At 42.0% G+C, this 21,823-nt stretch carries 16 protein-coding genes; 9 read left to right on the forward strand and 7 right to left on the reverse strand.

Annotation, left to right across the window (positions count from 1 at the left end; all coding sequences use genetic code 11):
* Window positions 1–7: 7 nt before the first annotated feature.
* The 3 genes from L4C39_RS11450 (at window position 8) to L4C39_RS11460 (ending at window position 5,455) form a co-directional block, all read left to right on the forward strand.
* Entirely contained in the window at window positions 8–3,067 is a 3,060-nt protein-coding gene (locus L4C39_RS11450; RefSeq protein WP_429745995.1) for an efflux RND transporter permease subunit, read from the forward strand.
* A gap of 1 nt (window position 3,068) precedes the next feature.
* Window positions 3,069–4,580: an efflux transporter outer membrane subunit gene (locus tag L4C39_RS11455; RefSeq protein ID WP_429745997.1), complete on the forward strand. Its 1,512-nt coding sequence runs from the start codon at window positions 3,069–3,071 to the stop codon at window positions 4,578–4,580.
* 176 nt (window positions 4,581–4,756) lie between these two features.
* Window positions 4,757–5,455, forward strand: a complete 699-nt coding sequence (locus L4C39_RS11460) for a hypothetical protein (protein WP_113798340.1) — start codon at window positions 4,757–4,759, stop codon at window positions 5,453–5,455.
* On the opposite strand, the gene L4C39_RS11465 is transcribed toward L4C39_RS11460, so the two are convergent.
* Window positions 5,433–6,314 (reverse strand): YdcF family protein, encoded by an 882-nt coding sequence (locus L4C39_RS11465; RefSeq protein WP_261889918.1) that lies wholly within the window; start codon window positions 6,312–6,314, stop codon window positions 5,433–5,435. The two genes, L4C39_RS11460 and L4C39_RS11465, sit on opposite strands and share 23 nt — an antisense overlap.
* Before the next feature lie 253 nt (window positions 6,315–6,567).
* Between L4C39_RS11465 and L4C39_RS11470 the strand changes: the two genes are divergently transcribed.
* A complete protein-coding gene (locus L4C39_RS11470; RefSeq protein WP_171755485.1) occupies window positions 6,568–7,938 on the forward strand; it encodes an L-serine ammonia-lyase in 1,371 nt (456 codons plus the stop codon).
* A gap of 139 nt (window positions 7,939–8,077) precedes the next feature.
* Here L4C39_RS11470 and L4C39_RS11475 read toward each other — a convergent pair whose 3' ends face one another.
* Complete coding sequence (locus L4C39_RS11475) at window positions 8,078–9,193, reverse strand: hypothetical protein (RefSeq protein WP_261889919.1); 1,116 nt, start codon at window positions 9,191–9,193, stop codon at window positions 8,078–8,080.
* Between the two features lie 20 nt (window positions 9,194–9,213).
* Window positions 9,214–10,647, reverse strand: coding sequence for an MSCRAMM family adhesin SdrC (locus L4C39_RS11480; protein WP_261889920.1), 1,434 nt, complete (start codon window positions 10,645–10,647; stop codon window positions 9,214–9,216).
* 281 nt (window positions 10,648–10,928) lie between these two features.
* Here L4C39_RS11480 and L4C39_RS11485 point away from each other — a divergent pair, with 281 nt between their 5' ends.
* Together L4C39_RS11485 and L4C39_RS11490 are read left to right on the forward strand one after the other, a co-directional pair.
* A complete protein-coding gene (locus L4C39_RS11485; RefSeq protein WP_429746000.1) occupies window positions 10,929–12,095 on the forward strand; it encodes a helix-turn-helix transcriptional regulator in 1,167 nt (388 codons plus the stop codon).
* Window positions 12,096–12,596: 501 nt separating this feature from the next.
* Window positions 12,597–14,078: a peptide MFS transporter gene (locus L4C39_RS11490; RefSeq protein WP_017052940.1), complete on the forward strand. Its 1,482-nt coding sequence runs from the start codon at window positions 12,597–12,599 to the stop codon at window positions 14,076–14,078.
* A 181-nt stretch (window positions 14,079–14,259) separates the two neighbouring features.
* Here L4C39_RS11490 and phnR read toward each other — a convergent pair whose 3' ends face one another.
* Together phnR and L4C39_RS11500 are read right to left on the reverse strand one after the other, a co-directional pair.
* Window positions 14,260–14,973, reverse strand: a complete 714-nt coding sequence (gene phnR, locus L4C39_RS11495) for a phosphonate utilization transcriptional regulator PhnR (RefSeq protein WP_371729734.1) — start codon at window positions 14,971–14,973, stop codon at window positions 14,260–14,262.
* A 77-nt stretch (window positions 14,974–15,050) separates the two neighbouring features.
* Window positions 15,051–15,449 carry an OsmC family protein gene (locus tag L4C39_RS11500; protein ID WP_113798355.1) on the reverse strand — a complete coding sequence of 133 codons (399 nt, stop codon included), beginning with the start codon at window positions 15,447–15,449 and terminating at the stop codon, window positions 15,051–15,053.
* A 284-nt stretch (window positions 15,450–15,733) separates the two neighbouring features.
* Between L4C39_RS11500 and msrB the strand changes: the two genes are divergently transcribed.
* Together msrB and L4C39_RS11510 are read left to right on the forward strand one after the other, a co-directional pair.
* A complete protein-coding gene (gene msrB / locus L4C39_RS11505) occupies window positions 15,734–16,876 on the forward strand; it encodes a peptide-methionine (R)-S-oxide reductase MsrB (protein ID WP_429746003.1) in 1,143 nt (380 codons plus the stop codon).
* 263 nt (window positions 16,877–17,139) lie between these two features.
* Complete coding sequence (locus tag L4C39_RS11510; RefSeq protein WP_429746005.1) at window positions 17,140–18,243, forward strand: mechanosensitive ion channel family protein; 1,104 nt, start codon at window positions 17,140–17,142, stop codon at window positions 18,241–18,243.
* A 62-nt stretch (window positions 18,244–18,305) separates the two neighbouring features.
* Here L4C39_RS11510 and aroG read toward each other — a convergent pair whose 3' ends face one another.
* Window positions 18,306–19,358, reverse strand: coding sequence for a 3-deoxy-7-phosphoheptulonate synthase AroG (aroG, locus tag L4C39_RS11515; protein ID WP_429746007.1), 1,053 nt, complete (start codon window positions 19,356–19,358; stop codon window positions 18,306–18,308).
* Window positions 19,359–19,809: 451 nt separating this feature from the next.
* Between aroG and L4C39_RS11520 the strand changes: the two genes are divergently transcribed.
* On the forward strand, window positions 19,810–20,826 hold the full coding sequence (locus tag L4C39_RS11520; RefSeq protein ID WP_136995118.1) for an outer membrane beta-barrel protein: 1,017 nt from the start codon (window positions 19,810–19,812) through the stop codon (window positions 20,824–20,826).
* A 168-nt stretch (window positions 20,827–20,994) separates the two neighbouring features.
* Here L4C39_RS11520 and L4C39_RS11525 read toward each other — a convergent pair whose 3' ends face one another.
* Window positions 20,995–21,798, reverse strand: coding sequence for a substrate-binding periplasmic protein (locus L4C39_RS11525; RefSeq protein ID WP_261889925.1), 804 nt, complete (start codon window positions 21,796–21,798; stop codon window positions 20,995–20,997).
* Window positions 21,799–21,823: the final 25 nt, after the last annotated feature.

Raw genomic sequence — 21,823 nt, forward strand, 5'->3', positions numbered from 1 at the left:
CCTAAAAATGAATCTAGCTGAATTTGCCATACGCCAACGTACCTTCATTATCTTTTTTACGATAATTAGCATCATTGCGGGCTTAGTCTCTTACTTTGATCTAGGCAAACTAGAAGACCCGAGTTTCACCGTAAAAACGGCAGTTGTCGTTACGTTATACCCCGGAGCTTCAGCTGAAGAAGTGGAAAAACAAGTGACAGATACCGTCGAAACAAAGTTGCAAGAGATGGCTTCACTTAACCGCTTACGCTCACTCTCAAAACCCGGCTTATCCATGGTATTCGTTGATCTTAAAGAGTCGTTGAATTCAAAAGCATTGCCGCAAGAGTGGGATCTAGTACGCCGAAAAGTGGATGATATGAAGCTACTGCTCCCAAGCACGGCTCAAATCAGTATCGTTCAAGATGAATTCTCTGAGGTCTATGGCATGCTATTTTCAATCCATAGCCAAGATGCCCAACCTGTTGAATTAAAGCAATATGCAGAAGAGTTACAAAGAAGAATAAAAACCGTTGATGGTATTAAGAAAATCGAGCTACACGGAGTGCAACATCGCACTGTTTATATTGATATGCCAGATGAAAGGCTCGCTCAATATGGCCTTTCTGTAGCCCAAGTTTGGAATCAACTCACCACTCAAAATACGACTTTTGAAGCAGGAAAATTCGTTGCAGGTCAAGAGCGCATTCGAGTAGAGCAGAGCAGTGCTCTTCAATCTTTGGATGACATTAAAAATTTAGTCATTAAAGGTGGCATCAGTAAGTTTGGAACCAGTTTGATTCGATTAGGGGATATTGCCGATGTGACGATGGGCTACCAACAGCCTTCAATGTCAGAAAATCGCTATAACGGCATTCCAGCAGTCACTCTTGCTGTTAGCCCAGTCAGTGGTATTAATGTTGTTTCCTTAGGGGATGACATTCGTCGAGTTATTGACGAGTTTGAAGCTTCGCTACCTTTAGGCGTCAAGGTATCCACTGTTGCTTATCAACCTGAAGAAGTTCAAAAATCGATTGATAACTTCGTTAGTAACCTTTTAGAAAGTGTGGCTATCGTATTCGTCGTGCTTCTTGTGTTTATGGGCTTTAAAAGTGCCAGCATTGTTGGCAGCAGCCTTCTCATTACGATTCTTCTTACGCTAATTTACATGAATATTGCAGACATTGATTTGCACCGTGTGTCTCTAGGCACCTTTATTCTCGCATTAGGAATGCTAGTCGATAACGCCATTGTTATTACCGATATGATGATCGTAAAACTCAATAAAGGCGTTGAACGAACACAAGCCGCAATCGAATCCGTAAAAGAGACGGGGTTACCTTTATTTGGAGCGACGGTCATTGCCATTATGGGGGCAAGTCCGGTTATCTTCTCAAAAACAGATGCGGCTGAATTTGCCAGCTCTGTATTTTTAATTATCGCGGCATCCCTGCTTTTATCTTGGTTAGTTGCCGTAACGTTAACCGCATTGATGTGCTGGTTATTCATTAAACCAAACAAAACAAAAGCCGAAGAAAAAATTTCATTATACAAGAAAGCAGTTTGTTGGACGGTGGACAATCCAATCAAAGCGCTTTTGTGTTTGATCCCATTAATTTTGGCGACCTCGTTTGCCGTACCTAAAGTCGCGATTAACTTTATCCCACAAGCGGATAGACCTATTTTCTTCCTAGATTACTGGCTACCAAATGGGGCGGCCATCGAGCAAACCTCGCAAGATATGAAGAAAATTGAGGCTTGGCTACTCAAACAGCCTGAAGTGAAGAATATTTCATCTTACGTTGGAAACAGTGCACCTCGATTTTCTGTCACTGTTGAACCTGAACCGATTGATCCTGCATATGGTCAGATTCTGATTAACGCTATCGATTACCCTTCAATAACGACACTTATCGCCCGAGGCGACGAATGGTTAGCAAAAGAGTTTCCAAATGCAGAGCCTCGTTTCAGAGCTTTGAAACTCGCAACATCGGATAAATACAGCGTCGAAGCTCGTTTTTCAGGGCCAGATGAAGCAGTACTTCATGATTTAGCAAACCAAGCAAAAGCCATATTCAAAGATCACCCTGATACAAAATACGTACGTGATGATTGGCGTCAACAAAGCAAAGCTCTGGTACCGATGATCAATCAAGAGAAAGCAAGACAAGCAGGAATTAACCGCGCAGACATCGCTTTTGCAATGAAGAGAGCATCAGAAGGTATGCCATTAGGTCAAATGAACCTGAATGATGAGCTGATTCCAATTCAATTACGTGGCACCGAACGCTCAATGGCTTCATTAGAGACGCTTTCAGTTCGCTCTTTGCTTGGCGCACATAGCGTACCTCTAGGACAAGTTGTAGATGGGTTTGATCTCAAATCTGAAGAGAGCATGATCTGGCGACGCGATCGAGTCAAAACCATCACAGCGCAAGCAGGCGTAGGCCGATATACCACTCCAGCAGCAGTAAGAAACGCAACCCTACAAGATATTGAAGCCATTCAATTACCTGCAGGTTATTCCTTGGAATGGGGAGGTGAATACTATGACGAACATAAAGCCGTGTCAGATATATTCAAACAACTTCCAAAAGCCATGCTACTGATGCTTATTATTTTAGTTGGCATGTTCAACGGCTTTAAACAGCCAGTCATCATTTTCACTATCCTGCCGTTAGCCGCTACTGGCGCAACATTCAGCTTGCTGGCTTTCGATAAACCATTTGGGTTCATGGCACTGATAGGTGCGATCACCTTAACTGGGATGATCATTAAAAATGGCATTGTACTTATGGATCAAATTGAGCTTGAACGCAAAAATGGTCGCGAGCTATCGGATGCGATAAAAGAAGCAACCGTTAACCGCACGATGGCGATTTCTATGGGGGCCCTAACAACAGCATTAGGAATGATTCCACTTCTAACCGATCTCCTATTTGACCAAATGGCCGCCACTATTATTGGCGGGTTAGCTGCCGCAACCGTTTTATCTCTATTCGTCATGCCAGCACTCTATCGTTTGTTCTATCGCGAGAAAGGCATTAGCAAGTGCGAAAATCATTCACTAGCAGAACAAGGTGTCTAAAATGAACGTTTTCAATCTATCTACGTCATTCACTCCAATTGTATTAGCTACCACGATGCTGCTAGGAGGCTGTGCTATTGGCCCAGATTACAACGAACCACAAACCGCCATGGCCGATGTTTATTTGAATGCCGTCGATCACGACACAGAAATCAGCATGACTCAAACGCCATACTGGTGGCTTCAACTGAATGATGAAACACTCAATCAATTAGTCCATGATGCTCAGAAGCAAAATATACCGCTAAAACTCGCTTCTGAACGAATCAAGATGGCACAATCTTATCAAGATATGGTTGAGTCATTCAAAGTGCCAACGGTTAATCTTGGGGCTGGTTATTTCAACTATCAGATCAGCCAGAATGACCCATTCCTTGGCACTGCAGTGTCTCCCATCGGAGTACCCGTTGGCGCACAACCCATGTTAGGACAAAGCGTCACTATCGCCGACAAGCAACAAAGCGGTGGATTCTTAGGCGCAACAATAGCGTGGGAAGTTGATCTTTTTGGACGTATCGACAAACAAACAAACGCTGCACAAATTCGCAAAACTCAAGCTGAGATCTATCAAAGCGGTTTGAATACTCTGATCACTGCAGATGTCATTCATAACTACCTTCAATATCGAGGCGCTCAAGAGAGAACTCAGTTAGCCCTCGACAACATTGCAGATCAAAGAGAGACATTAAATTTAGTCGAAAAGATGGTCAGCAGCGGTTATGGTTCAGAATTAGATCTTGCCCAAGCAGAAGCGATGCTTGCGGCCACCGAATCTGTCATCCCACAACTGGACATTGCAAAGCAGGTCCATAAACACCGACTCGCCATTTTACTTGGCGAACCACTCACCAAGGTGGATATACGCTTATCAGGTGAAGGCGGTTTGCCAAAGGTTGAAGGCATCATTCCTGTCGGATTGCCTTCTGATTTGCTCACTCGTCGCCCTGATATTCGTATCGCAGAGCGTGAAATGGCGGCCATTAACCAAGAATTAGGGGTAAGCATTGCCAACCGCTACCCTAAGTTTTTCTTGACGGGCTCGCCGGGTCTCGTTGCAGGTGACTTTAGTGATCTATTTAGCAGTGATTCCTTCTCTTGGGTAGGGAGTGCAGGCATCAGTTGGAATGTGTTTGACGGGGGGCGTGGAGAAGCGATGGTCGACATCAATGAATCTCGCTTTCAATCCGCAGCTTTGCGCTACCAGCATACTGTTGATGGTGCTTTTGCCGAAGTTGACTCAATGCTATTCACTTATGGTCGTAGCCAAGAGAACCAACGGCGTATTGATGAAGCGAACCGCTCTACTGACAATGCAGTCATGAAAGCAAAATCACTCTATCGAGCGGGGCTCATCAATCATTTAGCTGTACTGGATGCTCAAAGGCAACAGAAGCTGATGCAAGATCGTCAAATAGCAGCCAAGCTACAAACGGCACAAGTCACTGTTGGATTATATAAAGCACTAGGTGGAGATTGGGACTTGACCTCTCGCTCTGAAGAAATCTCTCAGTAAACGTTCAATAGAAAGCTTAAAGGTTAATTGAAAGATATTTGGTTGGCCTTTAAGCTTCCCCTCTCAATCGAACAGTGTTCATTATTGCATTTCCCTGACATGAAATATGGGTTTGAATGTCATATTGTGAGGGTATACATCGAACTAAACCTTAACTTCAAATAAGTCAGCATTGTATGAAAACATCAACTCACCATAACTCAAAAAGCACGGTATCCATCGAAAGACCAGAATTCACACTGTCTAATTCCACGGCAACCGTTCTGTTCAAAAAATGTCAGACCGCTCTCATCGTGCTTGCTATTAGCATTGTCGTCAATTTAGCATTACGGGTTGATTTCGTACTATTAAATATCACGCTGGCTGAGTTTTCAGTTACTGAAGCTCTTCAGCAGATTTTACTTCTAGTTAGCTTGCTAAGCTTTGCGCATTTAGCACAGAAACAACCAAGCCTTAAACATGCAGCACTGCTAATTAGCGCCTTCTTTTCCGTGTTATTTATACGGGAATTGGATTTCTTATTTGACTATATTACGCATGGTTTTTGGGCGGTTCCTGCAATAATCATCGCGAGCAGCGTGCTTCTATATGCAATTAATAATGGAAAGCGCACACTTGATCAGCTTGCTGCTATCTTATCCTCTCCTCACATGAATCTATTGATTACAGGCGTCATGCTGCTCATTGTTTTCTCACGTTTATATGGAATGGGAAGTTTCTGGAAAAATATTATGGCTGAGAATTATATTCGAGACGTGAAAATTATTGCCGAAGAAGGCACAGAGCTTTTATGTTATTCACTCATAGCCTTCGCTTCTCTTAAAACGGTGTCAGGATTCACGAAGAAACACGCTAGCGCCACCAGCGAAACGTGATCTCTTGCTCTGGGTCTAAATAGCGATTAAGTAAGGTAAGATTGGTATCTAGCAACGCTAAATACGATCTTACCTGTTCTACACTCGAATCAACGACCGTATTCTGCACACTTGACTCTAAAACCCCTAACAGCTCACTCACCAATTGTACATTGACCGATGACTCTTCCGTCTGAATCGCTAATAACTGCTTAATTTCGACCAAGGCACTAGCGGCAATACGATAGGGTTCTTTTCGAACTTGTTTCAAGTCTCTCAAAAAAACACCACTGACTACCCCTTCTAGGTACACTCGATAAGTCGTCAACTCATCCATGAGCAAAAACAATTGGCCTCGAATATTACGGTGCGGGTAAGGGATCGCAAGATGATCGTCAAGCTCATATGAAATATCTAATTCAGCCCCAAATTCAGAACAGCGTCGCTTTAAGACTCTGAGTAAGCCTTGCTCATCCATCAATTGTTGAATTTCGAAAATCCGCTTTAAGTGGTAGTCATTGGAAACAAACGTTACTTTTATGCACTCACCAGAGGATAGAATGTTCTCATCAACCATCTTCTTTGCCACATTTTGAATATTTTCGATGGTATTCACTGACTCTTTTTCAAGCAAAATATCTAGCCCTGATAAATCTATGCTCCCATTACTTTGCAGCGAAGCAAAATACTCATGCATGGCTTCCGCCTCAGAACGCGTCTGCCCAGAAGTGATTCCCCCACAGAAAGTAACCACAATGTTTTGGCGGCTGGATGTCTCCAAATGTTCCACCAAACCTTCAACTCGGCTTTTACCTTCAGCAGTCAATGTATTTTTATTTAGCCGCTTTCCTAGCACAATCACTACGCGTTTATTGTTCATTTATTGCTCAAGTCTCGTTTTTGAAATGGGATATAGTGAATTCTGTATACAATCATATCGGTTACCCGTAGCTTTACTAAACCTCACTGGCTACATGCGTCGCATTTATGCTCACAAATGCAGAGAAGCGTATGAGACAGTGTGAACTATATTTATAGCATCCATTTTAAAATTGGAATGACATTCAATACACTGAAATGATCTACACGACAAGAGCTTGTTTTATCAAGCCAAAGCCTCACAGGAAGTTTCTATGCTGTCTATCTTTGACATATATAAAATTGGAGTGGGCCCTTCTAGCTCACATACGAATGGACCTATGATTGCCGGGTACAATTTTACCCAGATAATCGCCCCCTACCTAGAGAATGTCACACGGGTACAGATTGATCTCTACGGATCTTTATCTTTGACTGGTAAAGGCCACCACACTGACCGCGCTACGATTTTAGGCTTGCTTGGCAATAAACCTGACACGATTAAAATCTCCAGCGCTAATGCTGCGATGAAAAAAGCAGTGGATGATAAACGTTTAAGCCTATCTGGTAGCCACGAGATTAGCTTCGATACTGAAACGGATATGCTTTTCCACACCTCCAATTTACCCCTGCATGAAAATGGCATGACGATCTCCGCGTTTGATGCAACGGGCACACAGCTCGTCATTGAAACCTACTACTCTATTGGCGGAGGCTTTATTGCTACGGCGGCACAATTAGAGAATGGTATTGCCGAGAGCGATACTCAGGTCGAGTTTCCTTTTAAATCGGCAGAAGAGTTACTCAACCTTGCCGACAAAAATGGCCTCAGTTTGGGTGGGCTTGTCCTCAGAAATGAGCAAGCATTCCAATCGATGGAAACCATTGATAGCCGAGCGGACCAAATCTGGAAAGTGATGTCGCTGTGCATGCAAAGAGGTTTTGAAACCGAAGGGATTTTAGAAGGGGGACTTGAAGTGACTCGTCGCGCCCCTGCTTTGCTCAAAAAGCTCGAAGCCAATGCATCCATTGAAAACGATCCTATGGAGATCATGGATTGGATTAACCTATTTGCTTTTGCGGTGAGTGAAGAAAATGCCGCAGGAGGCCAAGTGGTGACTTCTCCTACAAACGGAGCGGCAGGCGTGATTCCAGGAGTGCTGATGTATTACCACCGCTTCATTAAAGAGCTCGACACTAAGCAGTTAAAAGACTTTTTAGCTGTCTCAGGAGCTATTGGCATTTTATATAAAACAAACGCATCCATTTCAGGTGCCGAAGTAGGTTGCCAAGGAGAAGTTGGCGTCTCCTCCTCCATGGCGGCGGCAGGCTTAACCGCCCTTCGAGGTGGAAGTAACGAGCAGATCTGCATGGCAGCAGAAATTGCGATGGAGCACTCTTTAGGCATGACTTGTGATCCGATTGGCGGCTTAGTTCAAGTCCCTTGTATTGAGCGAAATGCGATGGGCTCCATGAAAGCAATTAATGCTTCAAGAATGGCGCTCAAACGAACCAGCAAATGCCTCATTTCTTTAGATAAGGTTATCGATACCATGTATCAAACCGGCAAAGATATGAACCGCAAATATCGCGAAACCTCTCTTGGCGGGCTTGCGCTGATACACATGGCACCACCTTGCGAATAACTTGAAACGAGTAGCTTGAAACGAGTGGCCTGACACGAATTACTAGTCACTAATCTCTGATAAAAAAGTGATCGCATATAGTGCGATCACTTTAACTATCTAGCCTTCATTTCTAACATCGAATTATTATCAGCAATACTTAATCACGGTATTGGAATTCATTGTTTGCATCTTTATAAGACAGCATTATGTGGCTGTAGTTCGCTTTAGTCCAATCGTCGACAGTGCCTTGAAAAGTAACTTGTCCACTGATCTCACCGCGACAACCATGATGCGCTTCAAAAGATGTGTTTCCCGCTTCCTCATGAGTACCAGTGAAGGATACGCCACCATCAACGTATATATCTGCAGCATGACATTCCATCGCCAGAACTGAGAGAGGAGTCGTTACGCCATCGTTATTTTCAATAGCAAAAACAGCACCTTCATTTAATGCAACAAAGCCTGTTGAAGTATATTCACTCGCTTCAAATGCTGATGAATTGCCCATTTCAAAGCTACCCGCACTTACTTTTTTACCTATAAATGAACCATTACCAAACAGGGATAGCACACCTTTTATATTGAGGTTTGCTACTTTACTATGAAGCGATGAATTAAGATCAATATTGATTTGCTGTGGACTGCCAGTTAAGCCGCTGTTGAGCCGTACGTAAGAGTTAAATGTACTCGCCAATGATAAGTTATCAAGGCTACCCGAATTAATGCGCAATGATGATGAACGCATGGATACGTTCGGGGCGTACCATCCATCATCCGCATCTTCAAGGGTTGGCGTTGGTAACGTCACGTTCTCAAAACGCACATACGATTCTCTTACTATGCTCACCGAACCTGAATTGATCTTCACATCAACAAGCTTAATGTTCGTCCTACCCGAAACAAACATCGCTTCTAATTCACCATCGACCTCCGTCCCTGTAATTTCACCGCCGCTGATAATGACATCATTTTTCTTGATATTAATTGGGCCATTACAAGCCCCTGTGACATTCAAAGTGAGCGGGCCTGCATAAGTTGCGGCATCTAATGTTGTCTTCAAAGATTCAGGAGAACTGCTGCAATCAATATCTAAGGATGTGGTCGCCTTTATCGCATCAATCTTCGAATCTAAATATGCAAAGTTGCCATTAACTTCTTCCGCCTTCGCCGGAGTTCCTGCAGTAAACTCGACCAAACTGTCTGCTGCGACTGCATTTGCCGTAAGTCCAACGGTAATAAGGCTAGCAAGTAAGCTCATATTATATTTATTCATGTTCTAATCCTTAGGCGAATTTATTGCCAGTTTGAGTCATTCCAGTTAGTTGTATTCCATACAGCATTCATGCTACCGCTGGTATCGCACGCATCACCAATGCCATCCTTATCAGAATCAGCTTGGTTCTCATTGCTCGTATGTGGGCAGTTGTCTATCAGTGTATCGATGCCGTCGTTATCATGATCTCCAGCACGGTCTTTATCATCTGGAACAAGGTCCGCTTTATTATCTCCGTAGCCATCACCATCGGTATCCGCCCACTCATCCCCATTGTTTGGAAACTTATCGGCTAAGTTATCGCCATACCCATCATTATCGGTATCAACAGATTCGCTTTTATCATTAGGGAATCGGTCATCGATGCTATCAACACCATCCTCATCATGATCGCCTGCTTTTGTTGCGTCATTTGGATAGGCATCATTCAGGCTGTCGTAGCCATCTTTATCGTGATCACCTGCTCGGGTTTTATCTAGCGGAAAACCATCTTGTGCATCAAGGTAACCATCCCCATCGTCGTCGGTATCCGCTACGTTTCCAATACCGTCTCCATCGGTATCAACTGACTCCGATTTATCAAATGGAAAAGCATCATTACTGTCTTCTACCCCATCATCGTCATCATCTAAGTCGGCATTATTACCCGTTCCATCTTGGTCATAGTCCAACCACTCCTTTCCATCATCCGGAAAGGAGTCTCGCCCATCGATGACACCATCACCGTCTTTATCAACATTTTCTATCGCAACAAAATCTCCAGATTCATCTTTAGTAATTCGTTGGTCTGGAGTCAGGTTTTGTATCAGATCTTTATAGGCAGTTAATCCTTGATCCAAGATCGATGTATCTTTAGAAGCCGTCGCCAACTCATCTTCTGTTGTCGGAAGCAGCTCAAGTTCAACAATCGCATTTGCCTTTGCTAAAATGTCTTCTTTACTCTCTTGCTTGTAATCACCCAGTACATCTTCAGGGTCGATCCCAAGCTGAGTCGATACTTGTTGAACCGCTTCATCTTTCTCAATATTTCCAGCATCCAACTTCAGGTGAACAAGTGTCGAAAGAGGGGTGACCATAGCTTCGCCTGCAGGGGCAGACATCATGAATGCATATTGAATAGGAACGCCATTTGGGTTGGATTCCGATTGAGTATCTTCATCAATAGTTACGTGGGGAATCGCTTTTACGATAACCGCATGATCGAGATAATCAGCGACGCTTGATACATCTAAATTGGCCACTCCATTTTTAAGTGATATAGCAGAAGGTTCTCCTTGGTCATGTTTGAAGTTCCCGTTAATGTCTAACCACACAAAAGCATCGCGCAGATAGCCATCAATGGCTTTTATCGTATAGGTCGACGAATCACTCGACGTATTTGAAGAGTCTCCACCACACCCCGATAAAGGTAAGGCAATAGCACTCATTGCTATTACCAAAGGGGAAAGTTTCATATACAGCTCCTTTCATTAATCATATTCTGAGCATCTAGTACATTTGCACTACTACTTCATAAACTAATCAAAAGGAGGTATTAAACTATCCCCAATTGGGGACATTTTATATTTATTGATGCATAAAAAGATTTATATCAACACTGAGAGCTATAAATCACTATGAAAAGAAATTATTTTATAAATTTGATATAGGTCAATCCAAATAAAATCAAACAGTAAAGAAGGAAATAGATCTGCTACCGTTATTAATAATAAAGATAATTAAGAGATTTCATAATATGAGCCATTACTGTCTTGATACGTTAATTCGATCTCTATATGAGTCTTTAGTGTCTAAAGATGGCTTTAGTTTTTTTTTAAACCTTTTAGTTAAGCAATTGAACTTATTATCCGGCGCTGTAGTCATGACGAATGACATTAGCAAAAAGTCACGCTTGGTATGGGCTGCCGGGCTCGATATTGAAGATGCCTCTGCTTTTATCGATCTCAACAGCCAAAGTGATCCATTGATCTCACAATTAAACCTCAGCCCTTCTGGGAGCCTAATTACCATGGGGGATGTTGATGCAGATAAGATGCGAGTGCAGCATCCTGAGTTTTTTTCTCAACTTAATGATGACCTGGATATCTACTATGCGACGGGCGCTGTTTTATCCCAAGACGGCACCTGGCGTAGTTTGATTTTCTTTCATCGAAGTAGAAATCAACATGAATTCAATCAACAAGAATGCCTACTGCTAAAGCGGTTAATCCCGCATATTCAACACGCAATGCAACTTTATCATCAACAGCTTAAGCAACAGCAACAAGCACACCTTACCGAATTATTATTTAATCAAATCCAATTACCTGTCATTTTAATTAATGAGCAAGGTCAGGTCTGCCATGCAAATACCCAAGGATTCGCATTGCTTGATAACGGAAAAATATTTCGACAAGTGAACCAGAGCCTTCATTTATGCCCTCCGTATAACAAACTACTATTCAGCCAAGCATTATCTAATTGTTTAAATAACCGTACTGTCGAAACCATATCTTTGGAAAAACCAAACCATTTTGGGTATACGATAACGATCGCACCATTAATATCAGATAGTTACTACGATAGTAAAAATTCAATTCAAGAACCAGCCTCAAGCCGGCCTTGCATCGAAGGTGGAGTCGCCATTTTTATCTATTCACTAGATCAGCCCGCCAAAGTCAACTTAAACGCTCTTTGCCATGCGTTTGGACTGACTGATAAAGAAGCAGTGATATGCCGTGAATTGCTCAACGGACACTCCCCCGCAGAGATTGCAAAAATGCACCACCTATCGTACGAGACTGTTAGAACCTATATCAAACGAGCAATGAAAAAAACAAACACTCGTCGCCAGAATGAATTGGTTGCAAAAATAATCACCAGCCCCGCGTACTCCAATACGCAAACTATGCCTCAATACTAGCGTTTATTAAATGTTAATTTTTTATTAAATATCCAAATAAAGTACTGATATGAATAAGCATATTTTGACAGCACAAATGCTCAATTAAGATTAAAAATACATTAATAAGGGTTATTTTTTCTAATGCAACCTCTAACAGATATGCACGCGATTACATACCAGTCAATTCATTATCTATACATCCATCAGCTCTAAAAACACGTCTAAAACCAGTAATCTATGTAGTTAGTTTGTTAACAAAAACTCTGGGAGCACTGGGAATCCACATCATTTACTGCCGACCACAACTAGCAAACTAAAAACACTGCATACTATTTAATCACGCAATCATTTGCATTGGCTACATTTTATACCCATTAGAATTACCATCCCGATACATTAGAAAATGTATTGCTTTAAGATTTATTTTTGCGATAAATGTTTCAATTTATGTCCATCTAAAAATGATAGTATAATCGCGTTTTTAAACTACACCTCACCCACAACTATGAGATTAATATAATGTGGAATAAACTGAATAAATCGATGATGTTCTGCCAAATGATGTTTGGCTTGTCATTTTACGGCGTAATGGTAATTCTGACTCGTTTCTTCTTAGAAGATCTGGGTTATAGCGAAGCTGACACTATGATGGTTGTTGGTGCTTTCTCTTCAATTGGTCCACTATTTGCTATTGCTGGTGGTTTCATTGCAGACAAATTTTTAGGTGCATACCGTTCACTCACTATTGCATACGGCACTTTTGCAACGGGTTACGCACTTCTTGTACTTGGCGCATCTGCAACTAACGTTCCGATGGCACTGGTTGGTATCGCGTTAGCAAGTTACGCTCGTGGTCTAATGTCTCCTTCTTACCCAAGTTTATATAAACGTACTTTTGCTACTGAAGAAGATTTTGAGAACGGCTACCCTGTAAACTACTCAGTGAACAACGTTGGCGCACTATTAGGTCAATACCTATTCCCAATGTTCGTACTAGCAATCGGCTTCAATGGTAGTTTCGGTCTATCTGCTGCTCTTGCTGCACTGGCTTTCGTTACACTGATCATTTTCCACAAACCACTTCTATCTGTTGGTGCAGAAATTGACCAGAAGCCAGTAAGTGCTAAAAACTGGGCTGCGTTCTTCGCGCTTTCTCTAGGTATGGTTGGCTTAGTATTCTTCATGTTCTCAAACATGGATATCGGCCAAAACATCGTTTACGCAATTGGTGCTGCAGCAATCTTATACTTCATCTCTTTGATGATTAAGTCTAAGAAATCTGACGCTCTAAAAATGGGTACGATCCTTATCATGACACTGCTGACGACTTGTTTCTTCGTTTACTACGGTCAAATGATGACTTCAATGACTATGGTTACGATCAACACAATGCGTGGCGATCTATTCGGTCTTATCCCAATTGCTCCTGAAGCATCTATGGCGATGAACCCACTATGGTGTATCGTTGCTGGTCCTGTTATTGCGATGACGTTCTCTTCTCTTGAAAAACGTGGCATTAACTTCTCTACTGCAACTAAAGTTGGTTTCTCATTCGTTTGTACAGCAATCGCATTTGGTATCCTTACTCTAGCAGTGATGAACATTGGCGAAGACGTTATCATCCGTCCGGAAATCTTCCTCGCTATCCACTTCTTCCAAGCATTTGCTGAAGTAATCGTAGGTAGCCTAGTAGTGGCATTCATCCTTTCAGTAGCGCCTAAGCACATTGAGAACTTCTCTGTAAGTCTATTCTCTGTTGCTATCGCTCTAAGTGGTATTGTTGGTGCAGTATTCTCTACTTCTATCGCGCTAGAGAAAGGGCAAGAGATCACTCAAGAAATCGTTAAAACAGTTTACGGTGACTACTTCCAACTTCTTACTATCCTAGCGGTAGTTATGGTTGTGATTGCACTTGGTGCATCTGTTGTTGTTCGTAAGATGCTTGAAGCGGCAAAAGCGGAAGATGAAGCTGAACTAGTTGAAGCAAAAACTGAAGCTTAAACCTCACTCTAAGTTTTCGCTTAGAACAAGGTTCAATACAATAGTTTTTAAACATCGATAAAACAAAGCCCTTACTGAGTTAATCAATAAGGGCTTTTTATTATCTCTAGCACCGACAGCCAATAAAAAAGCTCCCATTATGGAAGCCTCAATGAAACCGTTTGATACAAGTCAGGAAGTTTTACCCTTCACTAGCTTCAAGCTCTACGATGGATTCAATGCTGATTGCATCGTGTCGCCAATGCTCAATACTGCAATCGATCAATTCACCGTTCTGGTTATAATTAACCTTTTCAACCACCATTGTAGGTGTTCCTGAAGTCGCACGTAACGTTTGAGCAGACTCCCCCAACAAAGACGATGTACTCACGCGGAGCTTCGTTTTTTGGTATACCACACCAAAATGCTCCCGATAAATATCCGTTAATGATGACGACAGATCAAAATCTAAAAGATTAGGAAATAACTCAGGGCGAATAAAGTGCGTCACATACACAACAGGCCTATCTTCTAAGTATCTGACTCTATCAACTCGATAAATATCTGAGAATGGTGCAAGGTTGAGTAATGCTGTCGCTCTTTTCGTTGCAAGTATACTTTTGGCTGCTAACAGTTCGGTTTTCGGTTTTCGCCCTTGAGCTTGAGCTATGCTGGTGAAGTTTGATGTTTGAACTGGGTCGTAACGAAGCGGCGCAGGCGAGATAAACCAACCACGGCGATCTTCTCGAAAAATTTTGCCTTCTGATTCCAGTAAAGAAAGGGCTTCACGTAGGGTGACACGAGTGGTATTAAAAGATTCCGCAAGCTTACGCTCTGATGGCAACTTTTGACGAGCCGCCAGCATTCCAGAGTCGATCTGTTCTGCTATTGCCTCTTTAATTTTCACATATTGCACGACAATTCCTTTCGCTTAACTCATTAAGCCATGGCAAGTAACTTAGCAATCATTACCAAGTTACTCTCATGCAATATTTATACGATTTCCCAAGAGTGGGTCATCTTAACGCCCTCACCTAACATCAGGCAGACAGAGCAGTATTTCTCAAGCGAGTTTGCAGCAACTTTCGCGACAATATCACCGTCAAGATCTTCACCTGACACTTCAAAGTGAATGTTAACCGCTGTAAAAATACGTGGAGCAGTATCACGACGTTCTGTAGTCAGTTTTGCATTACAAGCCGACACTTTTTGCTTTGCTTCTTTTAAGCCATCTACCACATCAACCGAGCTACAGCCACCAGCCGCCATCAGTACCATTTCCATTGGACTTGGTGCTGTTTCTCCACCATTACCATCCATTGCCACGGCATGGCCAGATTGCGATTGACCAAGGAATTTAAAGTCTTCAACCCACTTAACTTCAGCTTGCATTTTACTACCTATGATTTAATCAATTTCGATGCTCACAAGGTACTACTGTGGCTATTTTTGCGCAATAAAAATTGCTCGAAGAGACCTCTGTAACACACGTATTATAGCTTTCAATACCTTCAGCTCCCCGCCCCGAAGTCACTTTCCTTAAGGTGCTTCGGAAATTATTATCTCTATTTTTGAAATTTTTTTTGGGGCAATCCTGTCTTTATATCAACATTAAACAACATATCCACACGACAACACGTTCATTAACTATGTTGATCCCACATAAAGAGGTGTTTATGAAAAAGTTATCTAAGATATTGGTTTCTATAGCGGTTGCACTGCCGCTGTTTTCACTATTTATTAGCCAATCCGGTTCTGCTGATACCATGGACAAAATCGCAAAAAATGGCCAATTTGAAGTCATCACTTTAGCGGGTGGTTGTTTCTGGTGTACTGAGTCAGATTTAGAAAAACTTGATGGCGTGGTTGATGTTGTTTCTGGTTACTCTGGAGGCTCTCTAGAAAACCCAACGTATAAGCAAGTATCGTCAGGAAAGTCAGGTCACATTGAAGTCATCGAAGTGACATATGACCCTAAATCAGTCGATTATGAGCAAGTATTGGATTATTTTTTCCGCCATATTGACCCAACGGATGCTAAGGGATCATTCGTAGATCGTGGGGCACATTATCGTCCAGCTATTTTCTATACTAACCAACAGCAGTTCAATACCGCCAAAAGATTTATTGCCGAAATCGATGAAGCTAAGATATACGACAAACCACTCGCCACTGAGCTGATTAAATTCGAAAAATTTTGGCCTGCAGAAGAGTACCACCAAGATTACTATAAGAAGAGTAAAGTTCGTTATAACTACTACCGTTACGCATCTGGCCGAGATCAGTACCTAGATGGTGTATTCGGTGATGATAGAAAAGAGAACCCAAAAACGCTCAGACAGCTGATTGATAGTAAAAATATCGACTCAAACGTAAAGGCATATACAAAGCCATCAGATGCAGAGATCAAAGAAAAACTTACGAACCTTCAATACGATGTGACACAGAATGATGCAACTGAACGTTCATTCAGCAATGAGTATTGGAACAACAAAGCTCAAGGTATTTATGTAGATATTGTCACAGGCGAACCTCTATTCTCATCAACAGACAAATACAAATCAGGTACAGGATGGCCGAGTTTTACTAAACCGATTAACGAAGCTTACATTGTCACTAAACCTGACCATAAACTGTTTTCTACCCGAACAGAAGTGCGTAGCCGTTTTGCTGACTCTCATTTAGGGCATGTGTTTAAAGATGGCCCAGCGCCAACGGGCTTACGTTACTGTATGAACTCTGCAGCAATGCGATTTATCCCAAAAGAGCAGCTAGTTGAAGAAGGGTATGCCGAATATGTCAGTTTGTTTGATAGCTAATAGATAACACTAATTAATAGCAAGGCAGTCTACAGGATCCATCCATTCTGCTAGCAAGTACAAGCCACCTCCTCTTATTGGTCGTGGCTTTTTTCTTTCAACTTTTGTCCTGACTATGATGACATTCATGTTGAAATAGGCACACCGATAAGGTTTACCTCTCATTTAGCCCACTAACCTACTGCATGATGGATGTTCATTTACGACATAAGCACCTATAATTCAGCTAATTAAAATTAACTATATTGACTTAAGTCGTCGTAATGAATGAACTTTTAGCACAGATACAGACTCAGCTCTCCGCTTATCATCAAGATTGGAGTAACAGTGTTTTACTCATCACTGCCGCCAGTTTTTTCCTCTGGATCACTTGGCGTATTGTGTACAGTCGGTTAGCAACCCTTGTAGAGAAAACCGCCTTTCATTGGGACGACCTTTTACTGCATGCTCTCAAGACACCCATCAGCACTTTGATTTGGTGCTGGCCAGCCACCGTTTCTACAGGGTTAATTCTTGCACAGCAGTTCGGTAATAAGATCAATTGGTTAAGCAATCTTAAGCTTATTTTGCTCATTGTTGTTTTTGTATGGGTCACGCTGCGTCTTATCAGTAATGTAGAAGAGTATATTTTGTCACAAAAGAAGCGTGACGAAACGACGGTTCAAGCCATTGCTAAAGTAGCGCGTCTATTCTTTATTACCATTGGTCTACTGACGGTAATGCAAACCTTTGGCTTAAGTTTATCTGGCCTGCTTACTTTTGGTGGCGTCGGTGGCTTGATTGTCGGTTTGGCTGCCAAAGATTTACTGTCTAACTTCTTCGGCGGAATGATGATTTATTTCGATCGTCCGTTTAAAGTTGGCGATTGGATCCGCTCCCCCGATCGTACGATTGAAGGCACAGTAGAGAGAATTGGTTGGCGAATGACCATAATCCGCACCTTCGATAAAAGGCCGCTTTATGTGCCAAATTCTGTCTTCAGTAATATTGTGGTGGAAAACCCTTCTCGAATGCTCAATCGACGCATTAAAGAGACTATCGGCATTCGATATGATGATGCCAGCAAACTTGAAGTTATTATTACTGATATTCAAACCATGCTAGAGAACCATCCTGATATTGATACCAAGCAGACATTGTTTGTCAATTTCAATGCCTTTGGCCCATCATCATTAGACTTTATTATCTATACATTTACTAAGACAGTGAACTGGGTACGTTACCAACAAGTCAAACAAGATGTGTTACTGCAAGTTCTGAATATAATCCACCAGCATGGCGGTGATGTCGCGTTCCCAACACAAACACTTAAGATGGAAGGTACCTTTCAAGATAGTCGCCTACCGAGAGTAGAAGCCGACTTATAAAAAAAATGCCCAGTTAATTCTGGGCATTTTTCTAACCGTCTATAACGGAAAGTCTTCCTATTTTACGCTTGACGCCTTGCAGTCACAGCATCCGCTAATTGGCGCAGAACGGTTTCGGTGTCTTCCCAACCGATACAAGCATCAGTGATAGATTGACCGTACGTCGCAACATTGCCATCAACAAGATCTTGGCGACCTTCGACTAAATGAGATTCAATCATTACACCAAAAATAGATTGTTCACCCGCAGCAAGTTGAGCACTGATGTCATCTGAAACAACCATTTGGCGTTTAAATTGCTTAGAACTATTCGCATGGCTGAAATCAATCATGATTTTTTTCGACAAGCCTGATGCTTCTAGCTCTTCTTTAATCGCACCAACATGTTCAGCACTGTAGTTTGGCTCTTTACCACCACGCAAAATGATATGACAGTCAGGGTTACCACTTGTTTCAATAATCGCAGAGTGGCCATACTTAGTTACAGACAAGAAATGGTGCGGCGCGCTTGCTGAGCGAATCGCATCCGTTGCAATTTTGATATTGCCATCGGTGCCATTTTTGAAACCAACTGGGCATGAAAGGCCAGAAGACAGCTCACGGTGAACTTGAGATTCTGTTGTACGCGCTCCAATTGCACCCCAACTAATTAAATCAGCAACATACTGAGGCGTGATCATATCTAAAAATTCACTCGCCGTTGGCATTCCCATATCGGTAAGATCAAGAAGTAACTTACGACCGATACGCAAACCGTCATTCAACTTGTAAGTATCGTTCAGGTACGGGTCATTAATAAGACCTTTCCAACCAACCGTTGTACGCGGTTTTTCAAAGTAAACTCGCATGACAATTTCTAGACGATCACCAAGCTCATCACGCAGAACTTTTAAACGTTTGCCGTATTCAACGGCTGCTTCTGGATCATGAATCGAGCATGGCCCAACAATAACAAGTAGGCGATCATCCTTATCTTCCAAAATATCGTGGATCGCTTTACGACTCTGAAATGTGGTAGAAGAAGCAATTTCAGTCGCTGGAAACTTCTCTAAAACCGCAACTGGCGGTAATAATTCTTTTACTTTATTAATTCTTACATCATCAGTTTGATACATTGCTTACATCTTCCTTATTCTTATCCCTGTGCTGTGCTTATCCATTGCTGATTACTATTTATACAGCACACTAATTTCTGCTTCCTTGTAACTTATCGACTAAAAAGTAGAACTTCAATCACTATTTAAGATAAAAGGCAATTAATTTTCACATTTACACTTTACAGCTGGTGTAATAAAAAATTTACAACAATGCTGTCCTATACTTTCTAGACGTGAATAAACTCTCAAAACTCACTTTATGTTTCTCAATTGTAAGACTATTCTTTAATCAGTTGTAAAAAATCTGTCTGGGACCAATTTCATCAATGATAATTACTTAAGGAAAGATACACATGGCAAGTAACATGAGTCTCAGCAGTGGTGCTTGAACTCATAGAATGGAGTTAATGCTATCAGCCCATCATTAGCTTCATGACCTACTAAAGATATTAAATAAAAAGGAATGACTATGAAAAAGCTCGCTTTACTTGTTTCGGCCGCACTACTATCTGGTGGCATGGCTTCGAACGCAATCGCTCAGCAAACCTACGTTGGCGCTAAAGTTGGTACCACTTGGATCGATGACGGCTGTGACCAAAGCTCTCCTTGTGATGACGATACTTACGGTGTTGGTCTGTACCTCGGATACGATTTCTCTGATTATGTTGCTTTAGAGCTTGGTTATGACTATTTAGGTGAATTCAAAACCAACATCAACAAAGGAGGAGCTAATTACTTCTCCGAACAAAAACTTACGGCACTTTCACTTGCTCCTAAGTTCTCATTACCACTCAATGAAAAGTTTGATCTGTTCGCCAAGATCGGTGGCGCTTACATGGATTTTGGTGACGATAATGACACCGTTTTAACCGGAGGTGTGGGAGCTGAATATAGCTACACGGATAACTTTGCTGTTCGCATTGAATATCAACGCTTCCAAAATATGACCGACTATTATGTGAAAGATCTGGATGCAAATTTCTTAAGTCTCGGTCTTACCTATCGATTTGGTCAATCTGCTCCAGCAGTATATCAAGAACCAGTAGTTGCAGAGCCTAAAGCTGTTGAACCTGAGCCAGTGAAAGAGATGGAACCCGCACCGCAGCCCGTTACGACCACTCAGATGATCAGCGAGAGCTTTAACGCTGAATTATTTTCTAACAATAGCTCGACGCTCACTCCAGCAGCCGCAGATTCATTTAAACCTCTTCTGAATTTGCTTCTCACCTACCCGCAAGCGAAAGCGGAGATCGTAGGATATACTGACTCTTCAGGTGCAGCCTCTTACAACCAGAAACTGTCAGAAAAACGTGCTGAATCTGTTGCTGACTACTTAATTTCTGAAGGTGTTGACCCTCAACAAGTAACCGCGAGCGGTAAAGGAGAAAATAATCCTATTGCTTCAAATGCAACGGCTGAAGGACGTAGTGAAAACCGTCGTGTTGAAGTGACAATCCCAAGCTTTGAGCATACGGAAACTAAGTAATATTTCGACTTAAAGGCCGTCGAATAATCGCCTATATCGAGGTTCATTAAGAGTAAATCAGAAATATAAGAAAGAGCATGCTAACTGGCATGCTCTTTTTATTGGCAGTAAATAAATTCGGCGAAGTTATAGAGCCGTCGCTGTTTAGAAAGTCATCGCTTTGGATAATCAAAGCTTCGGGGTATAACTGCCAAGGATTGAGTCAACCTCCCCACGGTTCTGCATATCCATAAGTACACGATCAAACTCTGCAACAAAATCATCTTTAAATGGATACGATTCAAGTTGCTGATTCGTATATCCGATATACCCACGCTCAGAGCTCACCTCTACCGCCAGAGTAAAAGCGTCTTTTGAGATTTTTACTCCCTCCTCTCTGAGTTTTGCGATTTCCCACTGAATAGACAATCTATCATTAATGTAACAATCTATTCTTTTCGCACGTAACTTAAGTATGTTTTCGCGATTATTGCTCGCGGTTTCAACTCGCAGTTTGCCTCTCTCTTTTGCTTGCCAAAATGCCGCACCACCAATCGAAAAGGCTTCATTTATACCAATAGTTAAGCCATAAAAATCACCGGGCCAATTTGGCCGTGAGCGATCTTTCATGACATCAGAATGGCAGTACACCACCACATCTTCGTCCAAAATAGGCATAGAGTAAGGAGAAATATAAGGTCGGCGATTGGCATAATAATATGGGGGAAATATAGCAAAACCACGTCCAGCTTCAATCAGACGCAAACCACGCTTAAACGGGACTGGTTTAATGGTCACGTGATAATGTTCCATTCGTTTAAATACAATATTTAGAACATCAACATACACCCCCCTTGCCATTCCGTCTTCAACATAGCTATATGGAGGGTAAGCATTATCAGCGTATATTGTCACTTCAATTAAGTGAGCATAGCTACGCTGTGAAAAAGTTAAAAGGAAAACAACAGACAAAACAGCCAGAAATCTACGCATTTATGTACTCTTATTGTTAGTACCC

The organism is Vibrio clamense (genome assembly GCF_050337905.1).
GTDB classification, from domain to species: domain Bacteria; phylum Pseudomonadota; class Gammaproteobacteria; order Enterobacterales; family Vibrionaceae; genus Vibrio; species Vibrio cortegadensis.